A 25,668-nucleotide genomic window follows, 5' to 3' on the forward strand; every position below is an offset into this window, starting at 1 on the left:
TCCGCACCTGGTCATACCCCCGTATGCTGGGCGAATAGCAAGGGTAAACGACTGCTAACGGTGCTCGCCCCCTCCTGCGAGGATACGTCTAGCGCGAGGCACGCCGCGGAACGTCCGCGACCAAGGGCAGCACACGGTAGGGCACAGGCGTGTCGAGGGCGATGAGGGACGAGGTCCTGAGCACGCCCTGGACGTCAACGATCTGGTCGATGACCCGCTGCAGATCGGCGTTGCTGCGCGCCACCACCCGGCACAGCAGGTCGCTGCCGCCGGTGATCGTGTGCGCCTCCAGCACCTCGGGGATGCGCGCCAGGCCGTCGGCGACCGGGTCGTGGCCCGCCACCTGCCTGATCTCCAGCGTGACGAACGCGGTCACGCCGTAGCCGAGCGCCTCGGGCGAGACGTCCGGACCGAAGCCGGTGATCACCCCCCGGGAGATCAGGCGGTCGAGGCGCGCCTGCACGGTGCCGCGGGCGACGCCGAGGCGGCGCGAGCACTCCAGCACGCCCAGGCGCGGCTCGGCGGCCAGCAGGGCGATGAGGCGGGCGTCCAGCTCGTCGATCGTCATGGTGTACAGGAACTCCCCGGTTTCGCACGGACGACTGGTCAGATTGTCCACTGTCGAAAGTAACTCTTGCACAGGTCGTCCAGGAAAGACGAGATTTAGTGGCATGAGTGATGTCTTTCCGGTTAACGGCATGGACGCCGTGGTGTTCGCCGTGGGCAACGCCAAGCAGGCCGCGCACTACTACTCGACCGCCTTCGGCATGCGGCTGGCGGCCTACCGCGGGCCGGAGAACGGCAGCCGCGACGAGGTCGCCTACGTGCTGACCTCCGGTGGCGCCCGGTTCGAGTTCCGGGCCTCGGTCCGGCCCGGCACCCCGCTGGCCCGGCACGTGGCCGAGCACGGCGACGGGGTGATCGACCTCGCCCTCGACGTGCCCGACGTGGAGGCCGCCTACGAGCACGCAGTGGCCCAGGGCGCGCGGGGGCTGGCGGCGCCGTACACGCTGGAGGACGAGCACGGCAAGGTGGTGCTGGCGGCCATCGCCACCTACGGCGAGACGCGGCACACCCTCGTCGACCGGTCCAACTACAGCGGCGCCTACCTGCCCGGCTACGCGCCCGCCGAGCCGCTGGTGCCCGCGCCGGCGGTCAGGAACGGGCGGCTCTTCCAGGCCGTCGACCACTGCGTCGGCAACGTCGAGCTCGGCAAGATGGACGAGTGGGTGGAGTTCTACCGCAAGGTGATGGGCTTCACCAACATGGCGGAGTTCATCGGCGACGACATCGCCACCGAGTACTCCGCTCTGATGTCGAAGGTCGTGGCCGACGGCACGCGCAAGGTCAAGTTCCCGCTGAACGAGCCGGCGGTCAGCCGCAGGAAGTCGCAGATCGACGAGTACCTCGAGTTCTACGGCGGGCCCGGCGTGCAGCACATCGCGCTGGCCACGAACGACATCCTGGCCACCGTCGACCACATGCGCGCGGCCGGCGTCGAGTTCCTGGACACCCCCGACTCCTACTACGACGACCCGGAGCTGCGGGCGCGCATCGGCCAGGTGCGGGCGCCGATCGAGGAGCTGAAGAAGCGCAAGATCCTCGTGGACCGCGACGAGGACGGCTACCTGCTGCAGATCTTCACCAAGCCGGTGCAGGACCGGCCCACGGTGTTCTTCGAGCTGATCGAGCGGCACGGGTCGCTCGGGTTCGGCAAGGGCAACTTCAAGGCGCTGTTCGAGGCCATCGAGCGTGAGCAGGAGCGTCGCGGCAACCTGTGACGCCCACCGACCGGCGACCGTGTGGACCCGCGCTCCCCTTACTCAGCGTAAGCTCATGCTCACGCCAAAGAAGGGGAGCGTTGTTCCATGAGGTCCATCCGTCACGTGGTCGCGCCGGTCGTCGCGATCCTGGCCCTGCTGGGTTGCTCGCCCACCGACGGGGCCGTGCTGCCCACCCAGCCCCCCTCCGCCGGGGCCGCGGGCATCGGCGACCGTGACTTCCCGCTCGACGGCAACGGCGGCTACGAGGTCTCCCACTACGGCATCGCGCTCGGCTACACCCCGGCCACCAAGCGGCTCGACGGCGTCACCACCATCCGGGCCAGGGCCCTGCAACCGCTGTCCCGCTTCAACCTCGACCTGTCGGGGCTCCAGGTGGCCGAGGTGTCGGTCGACGGCGCCGGGGCGACCTTCTCCCGCCAGGGCGACGAGCTGACCGTGGTCCCCGCCACCCCCCTCGGCTCCGGCGCCCGGTTCACCGTCAAGGTCGGCTACGGCGGGCAGCCGCGGCCGATCACCGACTCGGGCAACCTGGGCACGTTCGGCTTCATCCCCACGCCCGACGGCGCCTTCGTGGCCGCCGAGCCCAACGGCGCCAAGACGTGGTTCCCGGCCAACGACCACCCGGCCGACAAGGCCACGTTCGACTTCGAGATCACGGTGCCGCGCGGGCTGACCGCGCTGGCCAACGGCGAGCTGGCCGGCGAGCCGACGACCAGCGGCGGCAAGACCACGTTCCGGTGGCGCGAGCGCCATCCCATGGCGACCTACCTCGCCACCGCCACCCTCGGGAAGTTCGAGCTGCGGCGGGGCGAGACGGCCGGCGGCGTGCCCAACGTCGCGGCCGTCGACCCGGCCTACCGGGGTTCCCTGGACAAGCTCCACACCGTCTCCGGCGAGGTCACCGACCACTGGAGCAAGGTCTTCGGCCCCTACCCGTTCTCCTCCACCGGCGGCGTGGTCGACGACTACTCGGCCGGCTACGCGCTGGAGACCCAGACCAAGCCGATGTACGGCGGCTTCGCCCCCGACGAGAGCATCATCGCCCACGAGATCGCCCACCAGTGGTTCGGCAACAGCGTCACCATCCAGCGCTGGCAGGACCTGTGGCTCAACGAGGGCTTCGCCACCTACGCGGAGTGGATGTGGTCCGAGCACCGGGGCCGCACCACGGCCGACGCCCACTTCGCCGCCCTGCGCGCCCGGCCCGCCACCGACGCCTTCTGGACCTACCCGCCCGGGCGGGCGCGGCCCGACGACCTGTTCAACGACGCCGTCTACAAGCGGGGCGCCATGACGCTGCACGCCCTGCGCAAGGAGATCGGCGACCAGACGTTCTTCGCGCTGCTGCGCGAGTGGGTGGAGCGGCACAAGTACGGCAACGCCACCACCCAGCAGTTCGTCACCCTGGCCGAGCAGCGCTCGGGCAAGCAGCTCGACACCCTCTTCGACGCCTGGCTCTTCCAGCCCCGCCGCCCCGCCTGACCCCGTCGCGCCAGGGGCACGCGCCCGGTGCCCCTGGCGGCACAGGTCAGCTACCCGCCGGCGGCTGCCCCTCGGGACCGCCCACGTCGTTCCAGAGCGGGTCGTCGACGAGCACGCAGGGCTTGACCGGCCCGTCGATCACCTTGCCGGCGAATTGCCAGAGCACCTGCGGCTTGTCGGAGACCTGGTCGTCGTTCTCGGCGAACTCCATCACCACGGTCTGGCCCTGGGCCACGTGCGCGGGGTCGATGTGGATCCCGTCCTTCCTCATGAGCACGGCCTTCGCGGAAGGGGACTTGTCCCATTCCTCGGGGGTGGCCGACTCCCCTCCGAGAACGCGCCCCCTGCCCGACTGGCAGCGCTTGCCCGGCGGGGTGTAGCTGACGTCGGCGGTGATCCCCATGCGCTTCAGGTCGCCCTCCAGTCTGTCGGCGTCCCTGAACTCCTTGATCTGCACCCGGACGGTGCCGTCGGCGCTCTTGCTCACCGCGTACGCGGGCCGCTCCGCCCCTGTCAGGAGCGGCACCGCCACGGCGGCCGCGGCGGCCAGCCCGGCCACCGCCGCCCCGGCGAACAGGCGGCGGACCGTGGTCCTGCGGCGGCGCTCGCCACGGGTGGCGACTTCGGTCTTCAGTTCCATCAGCAGACGCTCCTCGAAACTCATCGTGTCGTTCCTCCCATGACGAAGGGCACGGCCCGTAGCGCGCGGCGGGCGCGGTGCAGCCGGACCCTGGCGGTCCTCTGCCGGATGCCGAGGGCCTGCGCGGCCTCCGGGACCGTCAACTGGTCGAGGGCGACCAGCTCGATCACGGCCCGCTCGCCCTCCGGCAACTCGGCCATGGCCTCGAAGGCCCGCCTGGCGTGGCTCTCCGCGTCGATCCGCTCCTCCAGCCGGACGAGGGCGTCGGAGTCGAGCAGCCGCCGCCCGTTCAGCCGGTCGGCCAGCCTCGACTCCCTGAACGCCCGCCGCCGCTCGGCCGACGGCGTGTTGCGTGCCACGCCGTACAGCCACGCGATCTCGCTGCCCAGTCCGGCCCGGTAGGTGTGGGCCGAGTCGAGCACCGCGACGAACACCTCGGCCACCAGGTCGGCCACCGTGTGCGGGTCGTCGACCCGGCGGGCCAGAAAGCGGGTGACCTCGTCGACGTGCCGCCGGTAGAAGGCCTCGAACGCCACGGGGTCGGTGGCGATCTCCGCCTGTTTGCGACGCACCGGCCGTGCTCCCTTCGTCGATCTTCACCCCTGCTTGGACCGGCCCCGCCGAAGCGTTACAAACCCAGTCGAGCGCCTGCCCGGACGGTCGCGCGCGGACGCGATGGGGGTCGGCAGCCGGGCCCCGCGCATGCGGGACCGGCGGCGGGTTGCTCGCCGTTGAGTGTGGTGCGGAGCCACTCGCCCTTGGGTGTGATGGCGGGGTTGCTCGCCGGAGGGAGTGGCGGCGGGGTTGTTCGCCGTTGGGAGTGGTGGCGGGGGTACTCGCCGGAGGGAGTGGTGCGGGGTTACTCGCCGTCGGGCGTGGCGGCGGAGAAGACGAGGACCGAGGCGGTGAAGCCGTGCACGTGGTTGTGTCCGCCGACCGGCCCGACCTCGCCCGCGGCGAAGAAGCCGGCCATGCCGACGGGCCCCAGCGTGTCACGCAGCGCGACCGGGTCGTGGTCCGCGCTGCCGAACATGGCCGACCCCCGGCCGTTGCAGGAGAACAGCAGCGCCCCGTCCACCCGGCCGAACTCCTCGCGGTGGGCGTCCAGCAGGTCGTACAGGTCCTCGTCGGCGGTGGCGGCGTCGCGCACCTGGAAGCGCACGGTGCGGCCCACCTCGACGATGTCGCCGATGGCCACCGCCTCGCGTTCGGGGTCGATGCCGATCACGCCCCTGATCAGAAAGTCGCCGCGTTCGTGGCGTTCGGCGTACTCGTCGATGGCCACGCCGATCTGCAGCCCGGAGGCGACCAGGTCGCGGTCGTCCTCGTCGAGGTCGCTGACGATGTCCTCCAGGCGGGCCAGGGCGGGCTGGCCGGCGAGTTCCAGGAGGAGGTTCTCCTCGGCGCGGGTGACCACCATGGACGGCCCGATCGGGCGGCAGCCCTGGCTGACGACGGTGCTGACCCGCACCTGACCGCTGATCAGCACGCCGATCGCGCCCTCGGCGTAGACCTCGCCGTCGGCGAAGAGCCGGACGGAGCCACGGCCGTGCATCCCGTTGGCCAGCCCGCCGATGAGCGGCAGCTCGCCGAGCACCTCCGCGGACCGCTCGACGAACGCGTCGGTGGGGAACGAGTAGGGGTCGGTCAGCAGGATGGCCACGTGGTCGTCGGGGCTGCGCTCGGGCAGGCCGACGACGACGAACTTGTCCTCGGCGTTCAGCGTCTCCAGCGCGAACGTGGTCAGCCTGGCCTCGCCGAGCCTGGCCGCCCACGCGCTCACCGCGGGGGTGAGCTCCACCCCCTGGCCGTCGCCGATCACTCCGGTGGCGCTGCACCCGATGACATTGGCGCCGGGTGCCATCCGCATCGCGCGCTGACCCGCGCGGGCGACGTCGTCGGGGTCGTCGCCGCAGATGAAGAAGCAGATCAGGTCGGCCTCGCCACCGAGCCTGGACAGCGCCTGGCGCACGGCTCGCTCGGCCACCTCGACCAGGTCGGAGCCCACGGCGAGGCCGTCTGCGAATCGGCTGGTCATCAGGGCCACGCGTCCCGCCTCCCTCGGCTGCCAAGTTCCCTCAGGCTCGGATTCTCCCCACTAAAGGGACAAGCACGCGCCCGAACCATCACACAATGGGTCAGGATCCGAAATCTGGTTGGATGCGAAACTTCTCTGCCGCATCGGGCGCGGGGGACGTAGTCTCGATCCCGTGCATCAGCCTCTAATTCTCCGCGAGCTGCGAGAGAGCGGCCACGTTCATCGCACCGTGAAAGCAGAGGTCCGCGAAAACCTGCTGGCCAGGCTCCGAGCAGGTGAGCCCCGTTTTCCCGGCATCGTGGGCTTCGACGACACCGTCCTGCCCCATCTGGAGCGGGCCCTGCTCGCCGGGCACGATCTGGTCCTGCTCGGCGAGCGCGGCCAGGGCAAGACCCGGCTCATCCGTACGATCACCGGCCTGCTCGACGAGTGGACGCCGGTGGTCGCGGGTTGCGAGATCAACGACCATCCGTACGAACCGGCCTGCGCGCGGTGCCGCGCCCTGGCGCAGGAGCTGGGCGACGAGGTGCCCGTCGCCTGGAAGCACCGCGACGAGCGTTACGGCGAGAAGCTCGCCACCCCCGACACCTCCGTCGGCGACCTGATCGGCGACGTCGACCCGATCAAGATCGCGGAGGGGCGCACGCTGGGTGACCCGGAGACGGTCCACTACGGGCTGGTGCCGCGGACCAACCGCGGCGTCTTCTCCGTCAACGAACTGCCCGACCTCGCCGAGCGCATCCAGGTGGCGCTGCTCAACGTGCTGGAGGAGCGCGACATCCAGGTGCGCGGCTACAACCTGCGCCTGCCACTCGACATCCTGCTGATCGCCAGCGCCAACCCCGAGGACTACACCAACCGGGGCCGGATCATCACGCCGCTGAAGGACCGCTTCGGCGCCGAGATCCGCACCCACTACCCGCCGACGATCGAGGACGAGCTGGCGCTGATCCGCCAGGAGTCGATGCCGGACATCGGGGCCGACGTCCCCGAGCACCTGGTCGAGACCATCGCGCGCTTCACCCGGCTGGTCCGCGAGTCCACGTCGGTGGACGCCCGGTCGGGCGTGTCGGCGCGCTTCTCCATCGCCGCCGCCGAGACGGCCGCCGCCTCGGCCGTGCGCAGGGCGGCGATCACCGGCGAGGAGCATGCCGTCACCCGGGTGTGCGACCTGGCGAACGTGGTGCACAGCCTGCGCGGCAAGGTGGAGTTCGAGGTCAGCGAGGAGGGCCGGGAGACGGAGATCCTGGCCCATCTGCTGCGCCGGGCCACCGCCGAGACGTTCCGGGCCCGGCTGGGCGGGCTGGATCTGGCGCCGCTGACCGACAAGTTCGCGCAGGGCAACCAGGTCGAGTCGGGCGAGCTGGTGCCGGCCGGCGAGCTGCTGCACCGCATCGGGCCCGTCGAGGGCCTGTCGAAGATCATGTCCCGGCTCGGCATGGGCGAGGGCGAGGAGTCGCCCGGGCACGCGGCCGCGGCGCTGGAGTTCGCCCTGGAGGGCCTCTACCTGCTGCGCCGCCTGTCCAAGGACGACATGGACGGGGTGACCGTCTATCGCACCTGACCGCGGTGGGACATTCCGGGTTAGCGTGGTGGCGTGATGGCCTACCGCTATGGCGCGTACCACGACGGCCCCGACCCCCTCGCCCCGCCGTACGACGTGCGGGCGGCGCTGGACGAGATGGGCGACGCCATCCTGTCCGGCTCCACCCCCGTGCACGCCCTGCGTGACCTGCTCAAGCGCGGGCTGCCGGGCGCCCAGGAACGCAACGGCCTCGACGAGATGCTGCGCGAGGTCCGGCGCAGGCGCCGCGAGCTGCGCGAGCGCGGCCGGCTCGACGGCACGCTGGAGCAGGCCCGGGCGCTGCTCGACAAGGCGATCGGGCAGGAGCGGGCCGAGCTGTTCCCCGACCCCTCCGACGAGGCGCGGCTGCGCGAGAGCGAGCTGGACGCGCTGCCCGAGGACACGGCGAGCGCCATTCAGGAGCTGAGCGGCTACGAGTGGCGCTCGGCCGCCGCCCGGCGCACCTTCGAGGAGCTGCGCGACCTGCTGCGGCGCGAGGTGCTCGACAGCCAGTTCAAGGGGCTGCGCGACGCGCTGGCCAACCCCGACCCCGAGGCCATGGAACGGGTCCGGCGGATGATGGCCGGCCTGAACGACATGCTCGACAAGGACTCCCGCGGCGAGCACACCCAGGCCGACTTCGACGCGTTCATGGACGAGTACGGCGATCTGTTCCCCGAGCGGCCGCGCGACCTGGAGGAGCTGGTCGACATCCTGGCCCGCCGGGCGGCGGCCACCCAGCGGATGCTGGCCTCCATGACCCCGCGCCAGCGCGTGGAGCTGGGCAACCTCATCAACCAGACCCTCGACGAGGCCGGGCTGTCGGAGCAGATGCGCCGCCTCGGTGACGCGCTCGTCGCCCGCCGGCCCGACCTGGCGTGGACCGCCCCCGAGCGGTTGACCGGCGAGGAGCCGCTCGGCATGGGTGACGCGGTCACCGCGCTGGAGGAGCTGGCCGACCTGACGCGGCTGGAGTCGGCTCTGCGACAGGACTACCCGGGTGCCCGGCTGGACGACATCGACGAGGCGGCGGTGCGCCGGGCGCTCGGCCGGTCGGCCGTGGACGACCTGGAGGCGCTGCGACGGATCGAGCGGGAGCTGGAGGAGCAGGGCTACCTGCTGCGCCGCCGCGGCAAGCTGGAGCTCACCCCCAAGGCGGTGCGGCGGCTGGGCGAGACGGCGCTGCGCCGGGTGTTCGCCTCGCTCGACGCGGGGCGGCGCGGCGATCACGACCAGCGCGACGCGGGCTCGGCCGGTGAGCTGACCGGGTCGTCACGGCCGTGGCGCTTCGGCGACGAGCAGCCCATCGACGTGGTGCGCACCCTGGTCAACGGCGTCCGCGCCGGCGGGCTGCGCCGCTCGCGACCGGCCGGCGAGGAGGCGGGCGGCGGCGCCGGGCCACGGACCGGGTCGGTGGCGGTGCGGCTGTCCGTGGACGACTTCGAGGTGGCCGAGACCGAACGGCGCAGTGCGGCGGCCGTCTGCCTGCTCGTCGACCTGTCGTACTCGATGGCGCTGCGCGGCACCTGGGCCGCGGCCAAGCAGACGGCGCTGGCGCTGCAGGCGCTGGTCGCGTCGAAGTTCCCGCAGGACGCCGTGCAGATCATCGGTTTCTCCAACTACGCCCGGGTGCTGCAGCCCGACGAGCTCGCCGGCCTCGACTGGGACATGGTCCAGGGCACCAACCTGCACCACGCCCTGCTGATCGCGGGCCGGCACCTCGACCGCCACCCCGACTTCGAGCCGGTCGTGCTGGTCGTCACCGACGGCGAGCCGACGGCCCACCTGCTGCGCAACGGCACGGCGGCGTTCGAGTGGCCGCCGTCGCGCGAGACGCTGGAGCTGACGCTCGCCGAGGTCGACAAGATGACGCGGCGGCGGGCGACGCTCAACGTCTTCATGCTGGCGGCGGACGAGCGGCTGAAGGACTTCGTGGACGAGGTGGCACGCCGCAATGGCGGCCGCGTCTTCTCCCCCAGCGCCGACAAGCTCGGCGAGTACGTGGTCAGCGACTTCCTGCGGATGCGCCGCGCCCGCTGACCGCCCGGCCGGGCGAGGAGGCCGTGGAGGGTCAGGCCTCCACGAGGCGGACGTAGAAGTCGAGGGCGACGTCGAAACCGTCGCGGCAGTTGCGGTGGGAGCGGTAGCACGGCCGGAATGCCGTGCTGGCGCCCACTCCGGCGCGGGCGTCGAGCAGCGCCTGCGGCACCCGCTCCGGCCGGGGCAGCAACCCGCCGCCCAGGTAGCGGACGCCTGACAACTCGGTGTGCCGGCCGTGCCCGCCGGAGACGAACTGGCCGAGCCGCCAGCCGCTCTCCTCGTCCCACACCAGCGCGCTGCCGTCGGACAGCAGGACGGTCGCGTCACGCGGATCGCAGGGGCCCTCCCACCAGTCGGCGACCTCGGGTCCGAGCACGTCGACGACGCGCCGCAGGTAGCAGACCGGCTGCTGCAGCCACTCGTCGGAATACGGCTCGACGTGCCTGATGGCCACGGACGGCACCCCCTTGTGCCTCGCGGGTAAGCAAAACGGAACGATTGACAACCATACCCGCGCCGAACTTATTCCGAGACCAGAGCGTCTAGTCATTACGGACGATATTCACGTCCAGCACGGGGAAGGAGGCATTGTCATGATTGCCATGATTCTTCTGATCACGCTGATGATCGTGGCCGTCGTGGCCACGGAGCTCGTGCTGCACTGCGCCGCCCGGCGGAAGGAGAGTGTCGGATCACCGGCCGAGATCGCCGCCGACTAGTCTCAGCGGCATGTCCCTGCTTCTCTGGCTGCACATCGGGTTCGCGATCTTCACGATCGGACCGCTCACCGCCGTGACCATGGCCGCGCCGCGCGCCATCCGCGCCAAGAACATCGCTGTCCTGCAGAACATCCAGCGTACGACGCGCATCTACAGCATCGGCTCGCTGGGTGTGCTGTTGTTCGGCATCGCGCTGGGGGTGTCACTCGGCGGCGGCCTGCTGGGCAGGTGGCACATGACCGCGTCGATGACGCTGTTCATCGTGGCCATCGTGCTGCTCTTCCTCATCGACCGCGACCTGCGCGCCGCCGTCCGGGCCCTCACCAGTGAGGGGACGGACGACGACGCGAAGGTGCAGAACGGCCGGATCGCCGCCATCAGCGGCCTGCTGGCCGTCATCTGGCTGGTGATCCTCGCTTTGATGATCTTCCCGAGCTGACCGGGGATCAGCCCAGCGCCCGGGTGAGGTCGGCGAGCAGGTCGTCGACCGTCTCGATGCCGACCGACAGGCGCACCAGGTCGGCGGGCACCTCCAGCGGCGAGCCCGCCGCCGAGGCGTGCGTCATCCTGCCCGGGTGCTCGATCAGCGACTCGACGCCGCCGAGCGACTCCCCCAGCGTGAAGAGCTGGGCCCGGTCGCACACCGCGACAGCCTCGTCCTCGCCCCCGGCCACGCGGAACGACACCATGCCCCCGAACCTCTTCATCTGCTTGGCCGCCACCTCGTGCCCGGCGTGCTCGGCCAGCCCCGGGTAGAGTACGTCGGTGACGCGCGGGTGCGCCAGCAGCAGGTCCACCACGCGTTCGGCGTTGTCGCAGTGGCGGTCCATCCGCACGCCGAGCGTCTTGAGCCCGCGCAGCGTCAGCCAGGCGTCGAACGGTCCGGCCACGGCGCCCATGGCGTTCTGGTGGTAGGCCAGCTCGTCGCCGAGCCCCTGGTCGGCCGCCACCAGCGCGCCGCCGACCACGTCGGAGTGACCGCCGATGTACTTGGTCGTCGAGTGCACGACCACGTCGGCGCCGAGCGCGAGCGGCTGCTGCAGGTAGGGCGAGGCGAAGGTGTTGTCGACGACCAACAGCGCCCCGTTGTCGTGGGCGAGCTGCGCCAGGGCGGCGATGTCGGCGACGCCGAGCAGCGGGTTGGTGGGCGTCTCCACCCATACGATCTTGGTCTTCTGCGTCATCGCGGCGGCCACGGCGTCGAGGTCGCCGAGCGGCACCGGGTCGAAGTGCAGGTCCCAGCGCGCGTGCACCTTGGCGAACAGCCGGTAGGTGCCGCCGTAGGCGTCGTTCGGGATGATGACGTGGTCCTGCGGCTTGCACACGGTACGCAGCAGAGTGTCCTCGGCCGCCAGGCCGGAGGCGAAGGCCAAGCCCCGCGCGCCGCCCTCCACGGCGGCGAGCGCCGCTTCGAGGGCGGTGCGGGTCGGGTTGGCCGAGCGGCTGTATTCGTAGCCCGAACGCAGGCCGCCCACGCCGTCCTGCTTGTAGGTGGACGTGGCGTAGATCGGCGGCACGACCGCGCCGGTCAGCGGGTCAGGCTCCTGACCTGCGTGGATCGCCAGAGTTTCGAAACCGTTGGTCATACGGCCACGGTAACGGAAGCGGCCCGCGACCCGTTCCCCAACGGATCGCGGGCCGGGCCGGGCGCGGGTCTCCCGACCGCGCCCGCCGGACCGTGGCCCCCTGTCAACGGGCACGGGCCCGGAGTGTGGACGAGCCTGGACGAGCCTGGACGTGCCCGGCTCAGGCGGCCCGGGAAGCGGGCCGCTCGCCGCGGACACGGTCCGCGAGCCGCACCACGGCCCCCCCAGCGGCGGCCCCAGCGGTGGCCTCGCGCGACGCCCGCACCGGGGGCGCGTCGATGTGGCGCCCGCTGCCGCCCTGCGCCGGCTCCCCGTTGATGCGTGACAGCAGCACGGGGTCCGCCAGCGCGAGCAGCAGCCCGACGACCAGCCCGACACCCAGCAGCGTGAATCCGATGACCACCATGGCCGTTCCCCTTCCGACGCGTCCAGCATCGCCGGACGGCCCCGCCCCGCGCCTCCGCTGAAGGGCCGGTCCACGCCGCGAGCCCTCGGCCGATCGGTCGATCCTGCCCGTAGGACTTCCGGCCTAGGCTGTGGCGCGTGGGGGAGACCAAACGCGTCGTCTACTGGATCCGCAGGCTGAGCGAGATCGCCATGCTCGGCTGGCTGAGCATGATGCTGCTGGTCGACCTGGCCATCGCGGTCAACCTCGGCGGGGCGCAGTGGTGCGCCCCCATCGCGGGCGTGGCGGGCATGGTGGCCGTGGTGCTGCGGCGCCGCCACCGGGTGCAGGGGTTCGTCGCCATGCTCGTGGTGTCGCTCACCGCCTCGCTCGTCCTCGGCCTGACCTTCACGCACGGGGTGCCCGGCTCGGCGGAGACGGGCTCGCTGCTCGTGCTCACCATCGGCGTGCTGCGCCACGTCCAGCCGGTACGGCGTGCCGCCGTGTTCTCCATCGCGGCGCTGGTGGTCCTCATGGCCGAGGGGATCGGCCGCGACTACTACGGCAACGGCGTGATCTTCTCGTTCCTCCTGTTCGCCGGCTGGTCCACGGCCGCGGGCATCGGCGGCTACCTGCGCTTCCAGCAGGAGCGCCGCAACGAGGCCGTGCACGCCGTACGGCGGTCCGAGCGCCTGGAATTGGCCCGCGAGCTGCACGACCTGGTGGCCCACCACATCACCGGCATCGTCGTGCAGGCCCAGGCGGCCCGCACGGTGGCGGAGCTCAAGCCCGAGGCGGTGGTGCCCGCGCTCGACGCCATCGCCACCGCCGGCGGCGACGCGCTCACCTCGATGCGGCGCCTGGTCACCGTGCTGCGGGCCGAGGAGCGGGCCGACCGCACCCCGGGCACGTCGCTGGCGGACCTGCGTCAGCTGACCGAACGGTTCGCGGCCAACGGGCCGCGGGTGGCGTTCGAGATCGCGCAGGGCGTGGACGACGCCACCCTGCCGCCCGAGGTGATGACGACGCTGCACCGGGTGCTGCTGGAGGCGCTGACCAACGTGCGCAAGCACGCGCCGGGCACGGCGTGGGTGGAGGCGTCCCTGCGGCGGTCCGACCGGTCGGTGGTGCTGCGGGTGCGCAACTACGGCCCGGCGCCCGATCCGCGGGCGACCGACCCGCGGGTCTCACGGCTGGGCGGCGGTTTCGGGCTGGTCGGGATGGCCGAGCGGGTGGAGGCGCTGGGCGGCCGCCTGTACGCGGGCCCGTCCCCCGAAGGCGCCTGGGAAGTGGTCGCCGAGTTCCCGCTCGCCTGAGGCGCGGGCCCGCTCCCACGCGGTCTCGTCGATCGCGGCGCGGACCCGGGCGGTGATCCGCTCGACGTCGCGGCTCTCCCCGGCGGCCAGCGGCGTGCCCACGGCCCGCCTGACCGCCGCGGCCGCGCCGAGCAGCCGCGCCGCTTCCAGGTGGTCGCCCGTCAGCGACACGGCGCCGGCCAGCCCTTCCAGCGCCAGCGCGACCGCCCGCGGGTCGCCGCTGGCCACCGCCGCCTCGTGGCCCGCCCGCTGCCTGGCCAGCGCCGTCCCGGCGTCGCCGCGCTGCTCGGCGGCGAAGCCCAGCTCGGCCATGACGAAGGCGATCCCGGACGTCCCGCGCACCTGGCGCAGCCAGTCGAGCCAGGGCGTCAGCAGCGCCTCGGCGCGCTCGTGGTCGCCCTGCCGCCGGGCGCTCAGGGCCAGGCCGAGCACGGCGTGCTCCTCGGCCGACTTGTACGACTGCGCCACGGCCAGCCGGCGGGCCCGCTCGTGGTAGTCGTCGGCGGCGGCGAGGTCGCCGGCCAGCAGCGCCGTGCGGCCCAGGGCCGACAGTTTGAAGGAGGTCTCGACGCCGAGCCGTTCGGCCAGGCGCAGCTCCTCCTCGCGCAGCCGCGCCGCCTCGGCGTAGTCGCCGCGCATCTCGGCCAGCCGGTCGAGGCTGTCCATGGCCTCCAGCCGCCCCCACACGTCGCCCAGCTCGGCGAACAGGGCGTGGCTGCGCTCGGCGTCGCGCCGCATGGCCGGCAGGTCGCCGGGGAAGAGCCGGAGCCGGGCGCGCTGGGCGAGCGCCGCGGCGGTCCCCCACCGGTCGCCCAGCCGCTCGAACAGCTCCAGCGCCTCCTTCACCGCCGCCTCGTGCGCCCGGATGTCGCCGTACGCCCACCGGACGTGCGTCAGGAACCAGCCGGCCAGCGCGCGGCCCCGCTCGTCGAGGGCGGCGTGGTGGACGGGCGTGGGCGGCTCGCCGGTGAGCGCGGTCATCCCGGCCAGCCAGACCGACGCCGTGGCCGCCTCGGCCGGCGCTCCGCCCCTGGCCAGGGCGGCTGCCAGCGCCCGGCGGGCCTCCCCGATCCGGCCGCGCAGGTACCAGTACCAGGCCAGTGCGTTGGCCAGGCGCAGCGGCTCTGGACCGGCCAGGGCGAGGCGCAGGTTGCCGCTCTCGGCGTCGAGCCGGTCGAGCCAGTCGAGCTGGTGGGGGCCGCGCAGGTCGGCCCGCTCGGCCAGCTCGGTGTAGTGGCGCGCGTGCCGTTCTCTGATCGCGTCGAGCTCGCCGGCCTCGGCGAGCCGTTCGGCGCAGTAGGCGGCGACCGACTCCAGCAGGCGGTATCTCGGCCCGTGCCCGGTCCCGGCCGCCACCACGACCAGGGACCTGTCCACCAGCCTGGCCACCGCGTCGAGGACGTCCACGCCCGGCTCGGCGCACACCTCCTCGGCCGCCTCCAGCGTGCAGCCGTCGGCGTGTGCGGCCAGCCGCCGCAGCACGACCCGTTCGGGCTCGGTCAGCAGGCCCCAGCTCCAGTCGATCGTGGCCCGGAGCGTGCGCTGCCGGGGCGGGGCGTCCCGCGTGCCGGCGTTGAGCAGCCTGAACCGGTCGTCGAGCCGGTCGGCCACCCCGCGCAAGCCGAGCGCGCGCACCCGCGTGGCGGCCAGCTCCAGGGCGAGCGGGATGCCGTCGAGGCGGCGCACGACGGTCGCGACGTGCTCGTCCGCCCCGATCCCGGCCCGTGCGGTGAACAGCCGGACCGCTTCGGGCTCGGCCAGCGGCGCCACGGGCAGCACGTGCTCGCCGGTGACGCCCAGCGGCTCCTGGCTGGTGGCCAGCACCCGCAGGCCGGGGGCGGCCCGCAGCAGCGCGGCCACCAGCGCGGCCGTCTCCGCCACCAGGTGCTCGCAGTTGTCGAGGACGAGCAGCATGCGCCGCTCGGCCAGCGCGGCGGCCAGTTTCGGCGGCAGCGGGCCCGCCCCGTCGTCGCGGACGCCGAGGACGGCCGCCACGGCCTGTGCCGCCTCCCGGCTGTTTGCGAGCTCGACCAGCCACACCCCGTCGGGGAACCCCTCCCCCGAGCTCCTGGAGCCGTCCAGGGCCGTCCGGGCGGCCTCCAGGGCGAGGCTGGTCTTGCCGACGCCGCCGGGGCCGGTGAGCGTGACCAGGCGGGCCGAGGCGCCCGGACCCGCCGAAGCCGGCGGACCGGCCGAATCTGGCGGACCGGCCGGAGCCGACCGACCGGCCGGAGCCGACCGACCGGCCGAAGTCGGCGGGCCCGCCGGGGTGAGCAGGTGGCGGAGCTCGGCCAGCTCCGGCTCCCGCCCGACCAGGCCGGTGAGCGCGGCGGGCAGGTTGGCGCGCACCGGGGGCCGGCCGGCGAGGCCGGGGTCCTGGCGCAGGATGGCGGCGTGCAGCGCGGTCAGCTCCGGCGACGGGTCCACCCCCAGCTCGTCGGCCAGCCGCTCGCGCAGCGCGCTGTAGACAGCCAGCGCCTCGCCCTGCCGTCCGCCCCGGTAGAGGGCCTTCATGTGCAGCCCGTGCAGCCGTTCGCGCAGCGGGTGGCGGGCGGCGAGGGTGGCCAGGTCGACGTCCTCGCCGAGCGCGAGCCGCAGCTCGGCCTGCTCTTCGAGGGCGCTCAGCCGCGCCTCCTCCAGGCGCGTCCGCTCGGCGCGGGCGAACTCGGCGTCGGCGAAGTCGGCGTAGGCGGGGCCGCGCCACAGCGCCAGCGCCTCGTCGAGGCGAGCCATCCGCTCAGGCGGGCCGCCCGAGCGCCGGGCGAGCAGCTCGTCGAAGCGGGCCGCGTCCGACCAGTGGTCGGCCAGCCGGTAGCCGGCCGGGCCGTGCACGACCGCGCCGGGGTCGCCGAGGGCGCGGCGGAGCTGGGAGACGCGCGCCTGCAGGGTGCCCAGGGGGTTGCGCGAGGGCCGCTCGCCCCACAGGTCGTCGATCAGCCGGTCGGCGCGCACCGGGCCGCCTCCGTGCGCGAGCAGGTCGGCCAGCAGGGCCCGGACCTTCGGCTCGCCCACCGGGACGGGATCGCCGTGGTCCGCCCACACCTCCAGCGGGCCGAGCACTCCGAAACGCAGCACACCACCACCAACCCGTAGCCGGCCCGCAGAATTTCCGTAGCGCCGAGCCGCAAGGTGGAGCCATGACGGATGTGACAGTGATCGGCCTGGGGCCGATGGGTGCGACGATGGCCGAGACGTTCCTGCAGGCCGGACATGACGTGACCGTGTGGAACCGCACGGCGAGCAAGGCCGAGCCGCTCGTGGCGAAGGGCGCCGGGCTCTCCGCCACGCCCGTCGGCCCGAGCGAACTGCTGGTGGTCAGCCAGATCGGCTACCAGGCGATGTACGACAGCTTCGGCGACCTGCGCCTCGACGGCAAGGTGGTGGTCAACCTCAGCTCCGGCACCCCCGAGGAGCTGCGCGCGGCGGCCCGCTGGGTGGCCGGCCGGGGCGGCGTGCTCGTCACCGGCGGCATCATGGTGCCGCCGCCGGGCATCGGGCAGCCGGGCGCCTACACCTTCTACAGCGGCCCGAAGGAGGTCGTGGAGCGGCACGCCGAGACGCTGAAGGCGCTGTCCGAGGTGCACTACATGGGCGCCGACGAGGGTCTGGCGATGCTCTACTACCAGGCCCAGCTACTGATCTTCTGGTCCAGCCTGACCAGCTACATGCACGCGGTGGCGATGCTCGGCACCGCCGGGGTCAAGCCGACGGAGTTCATGCCGTACGCCCAGGAGACGTTCACCGGGCTCGGCGGCGACGGCCCGATGGGGTTCGCCAAGATCCTGGCCGAGGAGTTCGAGGCGGGCGTCTACCCGGGCGAGCTCAACACCCTGCACATGCAGGCCGTCGGCCTGGGCCACGCGGTGCACGCGCTGCGGGACGCCGGGCTGGAGACCACCGTGCCGGGCGCGCTGAAGGCGCTGTTCGAGCGGGCCGACGCCGAGGGCCGCGGCCAGGAGGGGCTCGGCACCGTGATCGAGTCGATCAGGAAGCCCTGACCCGGGTCAGCGGCCTTCCAGCAGCGGCCCCGCCGGGTCGTGCGTGATGCCCTTGCGGCGGGCGGCGATGCCCGACAGCGCCTCCAGAGCCACCCGGTTGGCCAGGTAGGCGGTGATGTCGGCGTGGTCGTACGGCGGGGCGACCTCGACGATGTCGATGCCGACCACCGGGAGCTCCAGGCAGATCCGGCGCACCGAGTCGAGCAGTTGGCGGGCGGACAGCCCACCGGGCTCCGGGGTGCCGGTGCCGGGGGCGTGCCCGGGGTCGCAGACGTCCACGTCGACCGACAGGAACACGCCCGCGCACCCGTCGGTGGCGATGCCGAACGCCTCGTCGAGGCAGTCGTCGAGGCCGCGCCTGCCGATCTCGGTCATCTCGAACGAGCGCATGCGCTGCCCGGCCATCCACGCCAGGGTCTCCGGGCCCGGCCAGTAGCCGCGCAGGCCGATCTGCAGGAACCGGTCACCGCGCAGCGCGCCGGACTCGATCAGCCGGCGCATCGGCTGGCCGTGCCCGTACAGCGAGCCGAACTCGATGTGGCCGGTGTCGGCGTGCGCGTCGAAGTGCAGCATCGAGACGTTGCCGTAGCCGAGGTGGCGGGCCACGCCCGTCGCGTCGGGCAGCGCGATCGTGTGGTCGCCGCCCAGGACGAGCGGGACGGCGCCCGACGACGCCACCGCGAAGACGGCCTCCTCCAGCGCGCCGATGGAGCGTTCGACGTCGCCGGAGTACATCTCCACGTCGCCCGCGTCCACCACCCGCAGGTCGCGCAGGGCGTCCACCCGCAGCGCCAGGTGCGGGCGGGAGCCGTCCTGCGGCAGGTAGCAGGTCTGGCGGATCGCCATCGGGCCGAAGCGCGCGCCGGGCCGGTGCGACGTGCCTCCGTCGAACGGCGCGCCGACGACGACCACGTCGGCGCCCGCGTACGACGCCGGGTCGTCGAGGTCGCAGCGGTCGACCCCGAGGAAGGTGATGTCGGGGCCGAACTGCGCTCCGTAACGCGTCATGGCGATCCGCCCGCCCCGGCTAGTGGTTGGCCAGGAAGCCCAGCAGGTCCTGCCGGGTGATCATCCCGGCGGGCTTGCCGTCCTCCAGCACCACCGCGGCGTCGGCCTTCTCCAGCGCCTCGACCGCGCGGGCCACCGGCTCGCCGCTGCCGATCGTCGGCAGGGGCGGCGACATGTGGTCGCCGATCGGGTCGTCGGACGACAGCTTGCCGTGGTAGAGGGCCTCCAGCAGGTCGCGCTCGACGATCGAGCCGACCACTTCGGCGGCCATGACCGGCGGCTCCTCCTTCATCACGGGGAGCTGCGACACGGAGTACTCGCGCATGATGGAGATGGCGGTGCCGACCGACTCGTGCGGATGGGCGTGCACGAACTCGGGCAGCCCGGCCCCCTTGCGCGCCAGCACGTCGCCCACGAGCCCTTCCTCGGAGGACTCGGTGAGGAAGCCGTAGTCGGCCATCCAGTCGTCGTTGAAGATTTTCGACAGGTAGCCGCGGCCGCCGTCGGGCAGCAGCACGACCACCACGTCGTCCGGGCCGGCCTGGGCCGCCACCCGCAGCGCGGCCACCACGGCCATGCCGCAGGAGCCGCCCACGAGCAGCCCCTCCTCGCGGGCGAGGCGGCGGGTCATGGTGAAGGAGTCCTTGTCGGACACCGCGATGATCTCGTCGCAGATCGTCGTGTCGTACGTGGCCGGCCAGATGTCCTCGCCGACCCCCTCCACCAGGTAGGGCCTGCCGGTGCCGCCCGAGTAGACCGAGCCCTCGGGGTCGGCGCCGATGATCTTCACTCGGCCGCCGGAGATCTCCTTGAGGTAGCGGCCGGTGCCGCTGATCGTGCCGCCGGTGCCGATGCCGGCGACGAAGTGGGTGATGCGCCCCTCGGTCTGCTCCCACAGCTCGGGCCCCGTGGAGTGGTAGTGGGAGGCGGGGTTGTCGACGTTGGAGTACTGGTCGGGCTTCCACGCGTTGGGGATCTCCGCGGCCAGCCGGTCGGAGACCGAGTAGTAGGACTCGGGGTGGTCGGGCGCGACGGCGGTCGGGCAGACGACCACGTCGGCGCCGTACGCCCGCAGGACGGAGATCTTGTCCTGGGCGACCTTGTCGGGCACCACGAAGACGCACCGGTAGCCCTTCTGCTGGGCCACGATGGCCAGGCCCACGCCGGTGTTGCCGGACGTCGGCTCGACGATGACGCCGCCGGGCCGCAGCCGGCCGGACGCCTCCGCCGCCTCGATCATGCGGACGGCGATGCGGTCCTTCACCGAACCGCCGGGGTTGAAGTACTCGACCTTGGCGAGCACCTGGGCGGGCGCTCCCGCCGAGACCTTGTGCAGCCTGACGAGCGGAGTGTTGCCCATGAGCTCGACCAGGGAATCATGTACGCGCACCGAGGTGTTCACCTTCTTTGCCAAAGCTTGGTCAGCTAGCTCGACGCCGAGGGCCGATGGGGGTGGCCGGCGCTCGGCTAGTTTCTCAGGCAAACGCTACCGCCGAGTCCGCACGAGGGGGGCATCGCATGGTCTGGGCGCCGGGCGCGGCGCGCGCCGCCCGCAGGATCGCCATGGCGGCCGCGCTGGGCGGGGGCGGGCTGACGGCTCTGGGGGCCACGGCCTACGGGCTGCTCATCGTCGAAAGCCTGGTCGCCCGCAAGATGATCGGGCAGCCCCACGGCCTCGACGGCCCGCCCTCCGACGGCGTGTACGGCGACTTCTCCGGCGAGCCGCTGACCCTGGTGATGCTGGGTGACTCCACCTCCGTCGGCCTCGGCGCGAGCGCGCCCGAGCGGACTCCGGCGGCGCTGATCGCCAACGGCCTGGCGGCTCTCGCCGAGCGTCCGGTGCGGCTGCTCGTCCTCGGCCGGTCGGGGGCGGCCTCGGCCGAGCTGGGCGAGCAGGTGGACCAGGCGCTGCGGGCGCGGCCCGACGTGGCCGTCGTCTTCGTCGGCGCGAACGACGTGGTCACCCAGACCCCGCCGGCGACGGCCGTGCGTCACCTGGTCAAGGCGGTGCGGCGGTTGCGCGAGGCGGGCGCGGAGGTGGTCGTCGGCACGTGCCCCGACCTGGGCACGGTGCGCCCCATCGCGCAGCCGCTGCGCTGGGTCACCCGGCGGTGGAGCCGCCAGCTCGCCGCGGCCCAGACGGTGGCGGTGGTCGACGCGGGGGGCCGGACGGTCGCCTTCGCCGACCTGCTCGGCCCCGAATTCGACACAAACCCCGCAGAGATGTTCGGACCGGATCGTTTCCATCCATCTGACCGAGGTTACGCACAGGCCGCTTACGCGGTGCTACCTTCTGTATGCACTGCGTTGGGGTTGTGGCCCGAGCCGCGTCCCGGGCGTGGCGAAGGACTGCAACCGATTTACCTTGCGGCGGCTGCGGCCGCGGAGGAGTCCGGCACCGAGGTCTCCGCGACCCGGGTCGCGGGGCAGGCGACGGGCCCCCACGGCAGGTGGGTGACGTTGTTCCGCCGGCGGCCGGGGCCGCTGCTCGACGACGCCTGACACCGGTCACCCTCCGCGTCCAGGCCGCCACTCTTCGTCCTGTTTGGAGTGGATTGACCGTGCTCCGGCCCCTCACGAAACCCGCCCCCGCCCTCGCCTCGGCGCTGGCGCTGACCACCGCGCTCACCACCACGCTGACCGGCTGCTCGGGCAGCGACGCGGCCACGGCCGCCTTCCCCGCCTGGCACAACTCCGAGGTCGACGTCGTCAGCCGGATGGTCACCGGAGGCGGTGTCGTCACGGCCACGTCCATGAAGTCCGGCGGCACGCTCGAAACCGTCGCCCTCGACCTCGCCACCGGCCGCCGCCTGTGGGCGCACCCGGCCACGATGGCGGGCCGGCTGCCCGGCATGGGCGTCTCGGCCCCCGCGCTGACCGAGCTGCCCGGCGGGGGCGGCGCCGTCGTCGTGGCGCTCGACCCGGCCAAGGAGGGCCGCTGGAACGCCACCGTCGTCGCCCGCGACGCCCGCACCGGCCGCCGGCTGTGGGCCCGGCCGGTGCACTCCACCTTCGGCCCGCAGGGCTGCGGTCCGTACGTCTGCCTGTCGGAGCACACCGCGCTGTCGTCGGCGCGCGTGGTGGTGCTCGACCCGGCCACCGGCAAGCCCGTGTGGAAGCTGCCCGGCCTGGCCGAGGTCGAGTGGTCCGACGGCGAGCGCGTGCTCATGCTGCGCCTGGCCGCCGCGCCCACCGTCGAGTCGTACGAGCTCAAGACCGGCAAGCTGCTGTGGCAGCAGCCCGTCGAGCAGGCGCTCGGCCCCGGCATCGACCTGTCGGGCGGCTGGGCGTTCGGCGCGAGCGGCTCCGACCTGGTCGGCTACCTCGCCCCCTACACCGACCCCCGCACGAAGAAGCTCACCACGTTCGGCCTGTTCTCCGTCAAGATCGCCGACGGCACGGTCAACTGGATGCGCCCTTCGGTGGTCCGGGTCTACCCGAGCGGCAACCCCGGCTTCGCGCCTGTCGTGCGTCCGGTCGACGAGCAGGGCGCCTACGGGGGCTTCGCCCGGCTCGACTCCGGCACCGGCCGGGTGATCGGCCAGATCCCGGCCGCTTCGGTGCCCGGCTCGGGCTGGTGGCTCGCCTTCCCCGACCGCATGGACAAGCTGGGCTTCCTCCGGCACGGCGGCAAGGGGTCGGTCTTCGACCTGACCACCGGCCGGCCGGTGCCCGTGGAGGAGCAGCGCGGCTGGTCCTTCTGCGTGACCGACCCCAAGCCGCTCCCGCTGAAGGGGCAGGCGCCCGGCTTCTACTCGGTGGCCGCCGTGTGCGAGTACGACCTGGCCACGGGACGGCGGGTGACGGGCTCGCCGACGCCGCCCTCGTGGTTCACCGGCAGCCAGAACGGCTGGCGGCTGTGGCGCGACGAGAAGGGGGCCGTCCACGCGGTCAACGACAACACGGCCACCGCGCCGGGCATGTACGGCTGACCGAAGATGACAGGTCGTACAAAAGTGCGGAAATAACCTGGCGACGGGGCGACGAGACCACCCGCCAGCACTGAAATATAGTTCTGTTAAGTGCTGACAGAGGAGGGGCAGATGCCCGAGGCAGTCATCGTCGCCACCGCCCGATCCCCGATCGGGCGCGCCTTCAAGGGGTCGCTCAAGGAGCTGCGCGCGGACGACCTGACCGTGCGGATGATCAGAGCCGCGCTGGACAAGGTGCCCCAGCTCGACCCGACGACCATCGACGACATCATGCTGGGCTGCGGCCTGCCCGGCGGAGAGCAGGGCTTCAACATGGCCCGCGTCGTGTCGGTGATGCTCGGCCTGGACGGCGTCCCGGGCACCACGATCACCCGCTACTGCTCGTCGTCGCTGCAGACCACCCGGATGGCCTTCCACGCCATCAAGGCCGGCGAGGGTGACGTGTTCGTCTCGGCCGGCGTCGAGATGGTCTCGCGGTTCGCCAAGGGCAGCTCCGACTCGCTGCCCGAGACCCAGAACCCCGCCTTCGACGAGGCCGTGGCCCGCACCCGGCAGTTCGCCGAGGGCGGCCGCGACTGGCACGACCCGCGCGAGGACGGCACGCTGCCCGACGTCTACATCGCCATGGGCCAGACCGCCGAGAACGTCGCCCGGCTCAGGGGCGTCAGCCGCCAGGAGCAGGACGAGTTCGGCGTGCGCTCGCAGAACCTCGCCGAGAAGGCCATCGCCGACGGGTTCTGGCAGAAGGACATCACCCCGGTGACGCTGCCCGACGGCACCGTGGTGAGCCAGGACGACGGCCCGCGGGCCGGCACGACGTACGAGGGCGTCTCGGCGCTCAAGCCCGTCTTCCGCCCCGACGGCACGGTCACGGCCGGCAACTGCTGCCCGCTCAACGACGGGGCCGCGGCCGTCGTCGTGATGAGCGACGTCCGGGCGGCCGAGCTGGGCATCACCCCGCTCGCCCGGATCGTCTCGACCGGGGTCACCGGCCTGTCACCGGAGATCATGGGCCTGGGCCCGGTCGAGGCGTCCAGGCAGGCGCTGTCACGGGCCGGGATGGCGATCGAGGACGTCGACCTGGTCGAGATCAACGAGGCGTTCGCCGCCCAGGTCATCCCGTCCTACCGCGAGCTGGGCATCGACCTCGACCGGCTGAACGTCAACGGCGGGGCGATCGCCGTGGGGCACCCGTTCGGCATGACCGGGGCCCGCATCACCTCCACGCTCATCAACAGCCTCCAGCACCACGACAAGTCCATCGGGCTGGAGACCATGTGCGTGGGCGGCGGCCAGGGCATGGCCATGATCCTGGAGCGCCTCTCCTGACGTCCGTGGCCGGGCGCCGCGCCGAACGTGCCGCGCCCGGCCGCGCCCAGCCGGGCACAGCCGGCCGCCGCCCGCCGACCGCTCTCCGGACGCGCCCGCCGGACGGAGGGACGCGCGCCCGCGGCGGGTCAGCCGTGGAAGTCGGGGCCGGCGCGGTGCGGCGTGATGCGGATGACGACCCTGCGCTCGCGCACCATGGCCGCCCGGTAGTCGTCCCAATCGGGGTGCTCGCCCGAGATGTCGCGATAGTAGGAGACCAGGTGGTCCATCGCCTCCGGCAGCGAGACCACCTCCGCCGTGCCGTCCACCTGCACCCACTCGCCGAAGAAGGCGTCCGTGAAGGCGCAGACGGACACCTGGGGGTCGCGGCGGGCGTTCCGTGTCTTGACCGCCGTCTCCCTGCTGCTGACCACCAGGAACCCCTCCGCGTCCACGCCCACCGTCACCGGTGAGAGCTGCGGGCGGCCGTCGGCGTGCCGGGTCAGCAGGACCGCGCGGTGGCTGCCGCGGAGGAACGTGCGTGCTGCGTCCAGATCCATGCCCCCATGATGACGCGCCCGTGCCGAGGCACGGGCGCGCGGGTGGGGCGGGCTCTAGATGAAGCCCATCCGGTTGCGGCGGTGCCGCTCGTGCTCGTGAACGATCGCGGCGGCGTAGCCGTGGGTCAGCCCGTGCTCGTCGGCGAGCCAGTTGGCCCGCTCGTCACAGCGCAGGAAGCTCGGGCCGTTGTCGATGGCTTGGAACCACTCGGGGAGTTCGCGTCCCGTTATCGCCGGGACCCTTGCGATCAGTTTGGTCTGCGTCTCCGGTGAGTGGTTCAAGGACATGGGCACCTCCACGGAATAAGGTCCTTTGCTTGACACTGCAACACCTCATCCGGAATCGCAACCCCCAACTCGCCACCAATTCGTTACGAACTGTTGATCTCCTGGCAAGCCGAAGGGCCCCGCCGGGTCGGCAGGGCCCTTCGCAGCAGCGGTCGGACGGACCGGTCAGTCGCTGCTGGTGAAGTAGCTGATGAAGCGCAGCACCTCGATGTAGATCCACACCAGGGTGAGCGTGAGCCCGAAGACGCACTGCCAGGCGAACTTCTCCGGAGCGCCCTGCTTGACGCCCTGCTCGACGGCGTCGAAGTCGAGGAGCAGGAAGAAGCACCCGATCAGGATCATCGCGATGCTGAAGACCCAGCCGATCGGGGAGTCGGTCCGCAGGCCGAGCCCGCCGGGGATGAAGAAGCCGAGGATCAGGTTGACCAGCACGAGGCCGAGCGCCGCGATGGCGGCACCCACCACGTACTTGACCATCTTGGACGTGACGCGGACGATGCGCAGTGAGTAGACGGTCAGCATCGCGCCGAAGGCGAACGCCGTGCCCAGCACCGCCTGGAGCACGATGTTGTTGCCGAACATCGACTGGAACAGGGAGCTGAGCGCCCCCAGGAACACACCCTGGAAGACCGCGTAGGCGAGGATGAGCGCCGGGTTGGTGCTCTGTTTGAACGACGCCACCAGACCGATGACCAGCGCGACGATGGCCGAGACCACCGCGACGCCCATCGGCACCTCGAAATACCAGGCCGCGGCGGCCGCCGCGACGAGCGCGCCGAGGGTGATGAACCCGCGGACCACCACGTCGTCGAGCGTCATCGCGCGGTAGGCCGGCGGGGCCGGGGGGGCGTACGACGGGCTGTCGTACATGTGCTGCAGCTGATCGGGCGTGGGGGCGGGCGCTCCCCAACCACCGGACTGCTGCCGCGACCTGCTGAAAACGGGGTTCTTGCTCTCCATCGGTGCCTCCTGTGGCCGAGCCTATTGGACCGGTCACCGCCTAGGTCAACTCGCGCCCAG

Annotated in this window: 22 protein-coding genes and 1 pseudogene; 10 read left to right on the plus strand and 13 right to left on the minus strand. The window is 72.5% G+C overall.

Annotated elements, in window-relative coordinates; genetic code table 11:
* Positions 1-88: 88 nt before the first annotated feature.
* Positions 89-568, minus strand: coding sequence for an Lrp/AsnC family transcriptional regulator (locus ACGF0J_RS17885; RefSeq protein WP_393146982.1), 480 nt, complete (start codon positions 566-568; stop codon positions 89-91).
* A gap of 103 nt (positions 569-671) precedes the next feature.
* Between ACGF0J_RS17885 and hppD the strand changes: the two genes are divergently transcribed.
* On the plus strand, positions 672-1,781 hold the full coding sequence (gene hppD, locus ACGF0J_RS17890; RefSeq protein ID WP_393146984.1) for a 4-hydroxyphenylpyruvate dioxygenase: 1,110 nt from the start codon (positions 672-674) through the stop codon (positions 1,779-1,781).
* A gap of 87 nt (positions 1,782-1,868) precedes the next feature.
* Positions 1,869-3,266 carry a M1 family metallopeptidase gene (locus ACGF0J_RS17895; protein WP_393146986.1) on the plus strand — a complete coding sequence of 466 codons (1,398 nt, stop codon included), beginning with the start codon at positions 1,869-1,871 and terminating at the stop codon, positions 3,264-3,266.
* A gap of 46 nt (positions 3,267-3,312) precedes the next feature.
* On the opposite strand, the gene ACGF0J_RS17900 is transcribed toward ACGF0J_RS17895, so the two are convergent.
* The 3 genes from ACGF0J_RS17900 to ACGF0J_RS17910 form a co-directional block, all read right to left on the minus strand.
* Positions 3,313-3,930: a hypothetical protein gene (locus ACGF0J_RS17900; RefSeq protein WP_393146988.1), complete on the minus strand. Its 618-nt coding sequence runs from the start codon at positions 3,928-3,930 to the stop codon at positions 3,313-3,315.
* Positions 3,927-4,478 carry an RNA polymerase sigma factor gene (locus ACGF0J_RS17905; RefSeq protein WP_393146990.1) on the minus strand — a complete coding sequence of 184 codons (552 nt, stop codon included), beginning with the start codon at positions 4,476-4,478 and terminating at the stop codon, positions 3,927-3,929. Before ACGF0J_RS17905 ends, ACGF0J_RS17900 begins: the two co-directional genes overlap by 4 nt.
* A 287-nt stretch (positions 4,479-4,765) precedes the next feature.
* Entirely contained in the window at positions 4,766-5,944 is a 1,179-nt protein-coding gene (locus ACGF0J_RS17910) for an FIST N-terminal domain-containing protein (protein WP_393146992.1), read from the minus strand.
* Between the two features lie 142 nt (positions 5,945-6,086).
* Here ACGF0J_RS17910 and ACGF0J_RS17915 point away from each other — a divergent pair, with 142 nt between their 5' ends.
* On the plus strand, positions 6,087-7,508 hold the full coding sequence (locus ACGF0J_RS17915) for a sigma 54-interacting transcriptional regulator (protein WP_393147327.1): 1,422 nt from the start codon (positions 6,087-6,089) through the stop codon (positions 7,506-7,508).
* Positions 7,509-7,544: 36 nt separating this feature from the next.
* Positions 7,545-9,548, plus strand: a complete 2,004-nt coding sequence (locus ACGF0J_RS17920; RefSeq protein WP_393146994.1) for a VWA domain-containing protein — start codon at positions 7,545-7,547, stop codon at positions 9,546-9,548.
* Positions 9,549-9,579: 31 nt separating this feature from the next.
* On the opposite strand, the gene ACGF0J_RS17925 is transcribed toward ACGF0J_RS17920, so the two are convergent.
* Positions 9,580-10,002 (minus strand): DUF6292 family protein, encoded by a 423-nt coding sequence (locus ACGF0J_RS17925; RefSeq protein ID WP_393146996.1) that lies wholly within the window; start codon positions 10,000-10,002, stop codon positions 9,580-9,582.
* Positions 10,003-10,277: 275 nt separating this feature from the next.
* Between ACGF0J_RS17925 and ACGF0J_RS17930 the strand changes: the two genes are divergently transcribed.
* The gene (locus ACGF0J_RS17930; RefSeq protein WP_393146998.1) at positions 10,278-10,706 is read left to right on the plus strand and encodes a hypothetical protein; all 429 of its coding nucleotides are present in this window, start codon (positions 10,278-10,280) and stop codon (positions 10,704-10,706) included.
* Positions 10,707-10,713: 7 nt separating this feature from the next.
* On the opposite strand, the gene ACGF0J_RS17935 is transcribed toward ACGF0J_RS17930, so the two are convergent.
* Both ACGF0J_RS17935 and ACGF0J_RS17940 read right to left on the minus strand, forming a co-directional pair.
* Positions 10,714-11,853, minus strand: a complete 1,140-nt coding sequence (locus ACGF0J_RS17935) for a cystathionine gamma-synthase (RefSeq protein ID WP_393147000.1) — start codon at positions 11,851-11,853, stop codon at positions 10,714-10,716.
* 160 nt (positions 11,854-12,013) lie between these two features.
* On the minus strand, positions 12,014-12,259 hold the full coding sequence (locus ACGF0J_RS17940) for a hypothetical protein (RefSeq protein WP_393147001.1): 246 nt from the start codon (positions 12,257-12,259) through the stop codon (positions 12,014-12,016).
* 512 nt (positions 12,260-12,771) lie between these two features.
* Here ACGF0J_RS17940 and ACGF0J_RS17945 point away from each other — a divergent pair.
* Positions 12,772-13,488, plus strand: a pseudogene (locus ACGF0J_RS17945) (sensor histidine kinase); the annotation flags it as partial.
* Here the strand turns inward: ACGF0J_RS17945 and ACGF0J_RS17950 are convergent.
* Positions 13,426-16,629: a BTAD domain-containing putative transcriptional regulator gene (locus ACGF0J_RS17950; protein ID WP_393147003.1), complete on the minus strand. Its 3,204-nt coding sequence runs from the start codon at positions 16,627-16,629 to the stop codon at positions 13,426-13,428. The pseudogene ACGF0J_RS17945 and the gene ACGF0J_RS17950 sit on opposite strands and share 63 nt — an antisense overlap.
* A 62-nt stretch (positions 16,630-16,691) precedes the next feature.
* On the opposite strand from ACGF0J_RS17950, the gene ACGF0J_RS17955 reads away from it, so the two are divergent.
* Positions 16,692-17,552 carry an NAD(P)-dependent oxidoreductase gene (locus tag ACGF0J_RS17955; RefSeq protein WP_393147005.1) on the plus strand — a complete coding sequence of 287 codons (861 nt, stop codon included), beginning with the start codon at positions 16,692-16,694 and terminating at the stop codon, positions 17,550-17,552.
* A 6-nt stretch (positions 17,553-17,558) separates the two neighbouring features.
* On the opposite strand, the gene speB is transcribed toward ACGF0J_RS17955, so the two are convergent.
* Both speB and ACGF0J_RS17965 read right to left on the minus strand, forming a co-directional pair.
* Entirely contained in the window at positions 17,559-18,560 is a 1,002-nt protein-coding gene (gene speB / locus ACGF0J_RS17960) for an agmatinase (RefSeq protein ID WP_393147007.1), read from the minus strand.
* 19 nt (positions 18,561-18,579) lie between these two features.
* A complete protein-coding gene (locus tag ACGF0J_RS17965; RefSeq protein WP_393147009.1) occupies positions 18,580-19,950 on the minus strand; it encodes a cystathionine beta-synthase in 1,371 nt (456 codons plus the stop codon).
* Between the two features lie 128 nt (positions 19,951-20,078).
* Between ACGF0J_RS17965 and ACGF0J_RS17970 the strand changes: the two genes are divergently transcribed.
* The 3 genes from ACGF0J_RS17970 to ACGF0J_RS17980 all read left to right on the plus strand — a co-directional run bounded on the left by ACGF0J_RS17970 (position 20,079) and on the right by ACGF0J_RS17980 (position 23,821).
* Positions 20,079-21,062, plus strand: a complete 984-nt coding sequence (locus tag ACGF0J_RS17970) for an SGNH/GDSL hydrolase family protein (RefSeq protein WP_393147011.1) — start codon at positions 20,079-20,081, stop codon at positions 21,060-21,062.
* Between the two features lie 59 nt (positions 21,063-21,121).
* Positions 21,122-22,492 carry a PQQ-binding-like beta-propeller repeat protein gene (locus tag ACGF0J_RS17975; RefSeq protein ID WP_393147013.1) on the plus strand — a complete coding sequence of 457 codons (1,371 nt, stop codon included), beginning with the start codon at positions 21,122-21,124 and terminating at the stop codon, positions 22,490-22,492.
* A 111-nt stretch (positions 22,493-22,603) separates the two neighbouring features.
* Positions 22,604-23,821, plus strand: coding sequence for an acetyl-CoA C-acetyltransferase (locus ACGF0J_RS17980; RefSeq protein WP_393147015.1), 1,218 nt, complete (start codon positions 22,604-22,606; stop codon positions 23,819-23,821).
* Positions 23,822-23,949: 128 nt separating this feature from the next.
* Here the strand turns inward: ACGF0J_RS17980 and ACGF0J_RS17985 are convergent, their stop codons facing one another.
* The 3 genes from ACGF0J_RS17985 to ACGF0J_RS17995 form a co-directional block, all read right to left on the minus strand.
* On the minus strand, positions 23,950-24,360 hold the full coding sequence (locus ACGF0J_RS17985; RefSeq protein ID WP_393147017.1) for a PPOX class F420-dependent oxidoreductase: 411 nt from the start codon (positions 24,358-24,360) through the stop codon (positions 23,950-23,952).
* 54 nt (positions 24,361-24,414) lie between these two features.
* Positions 24,415-24,648, minus strand: coding sequence for a DUF4287 domain-containing protein (locus tag ACGF0J_RS17990; RefSeq protein WP_101788372.1), 234 nt, complete (start codon positions 24,646-24,648; stop codon positions 24,415-24,417).
* A 165-nt stretch (positions 24,649-24,813) separates the two neighbouring features.
* Positions 24,814-25,608: a Bax inhibitor-1/YccA family protein gene (locus tag ACGF0J_RS17995; RefSeq protein ID WP_393147019.1), complete on the minus strand. Its 795-nt coding sequence runs from the start codon at positions 25,606-25,608 to the stop codon at positions 24,814-24,816.
* Positions 25,609-25,668: the final 60 nt, after the last annotated feature.

It is taken from the genome of Nonomuraea sp. NPDC047897 (assembly GCF_043204415.1).
Taxonomy (GTDB): Bacteria; Actinomycetota; Actinomycetes; order Streptosporangiales; family Streptosporangiaceae; genus Nonomuraea.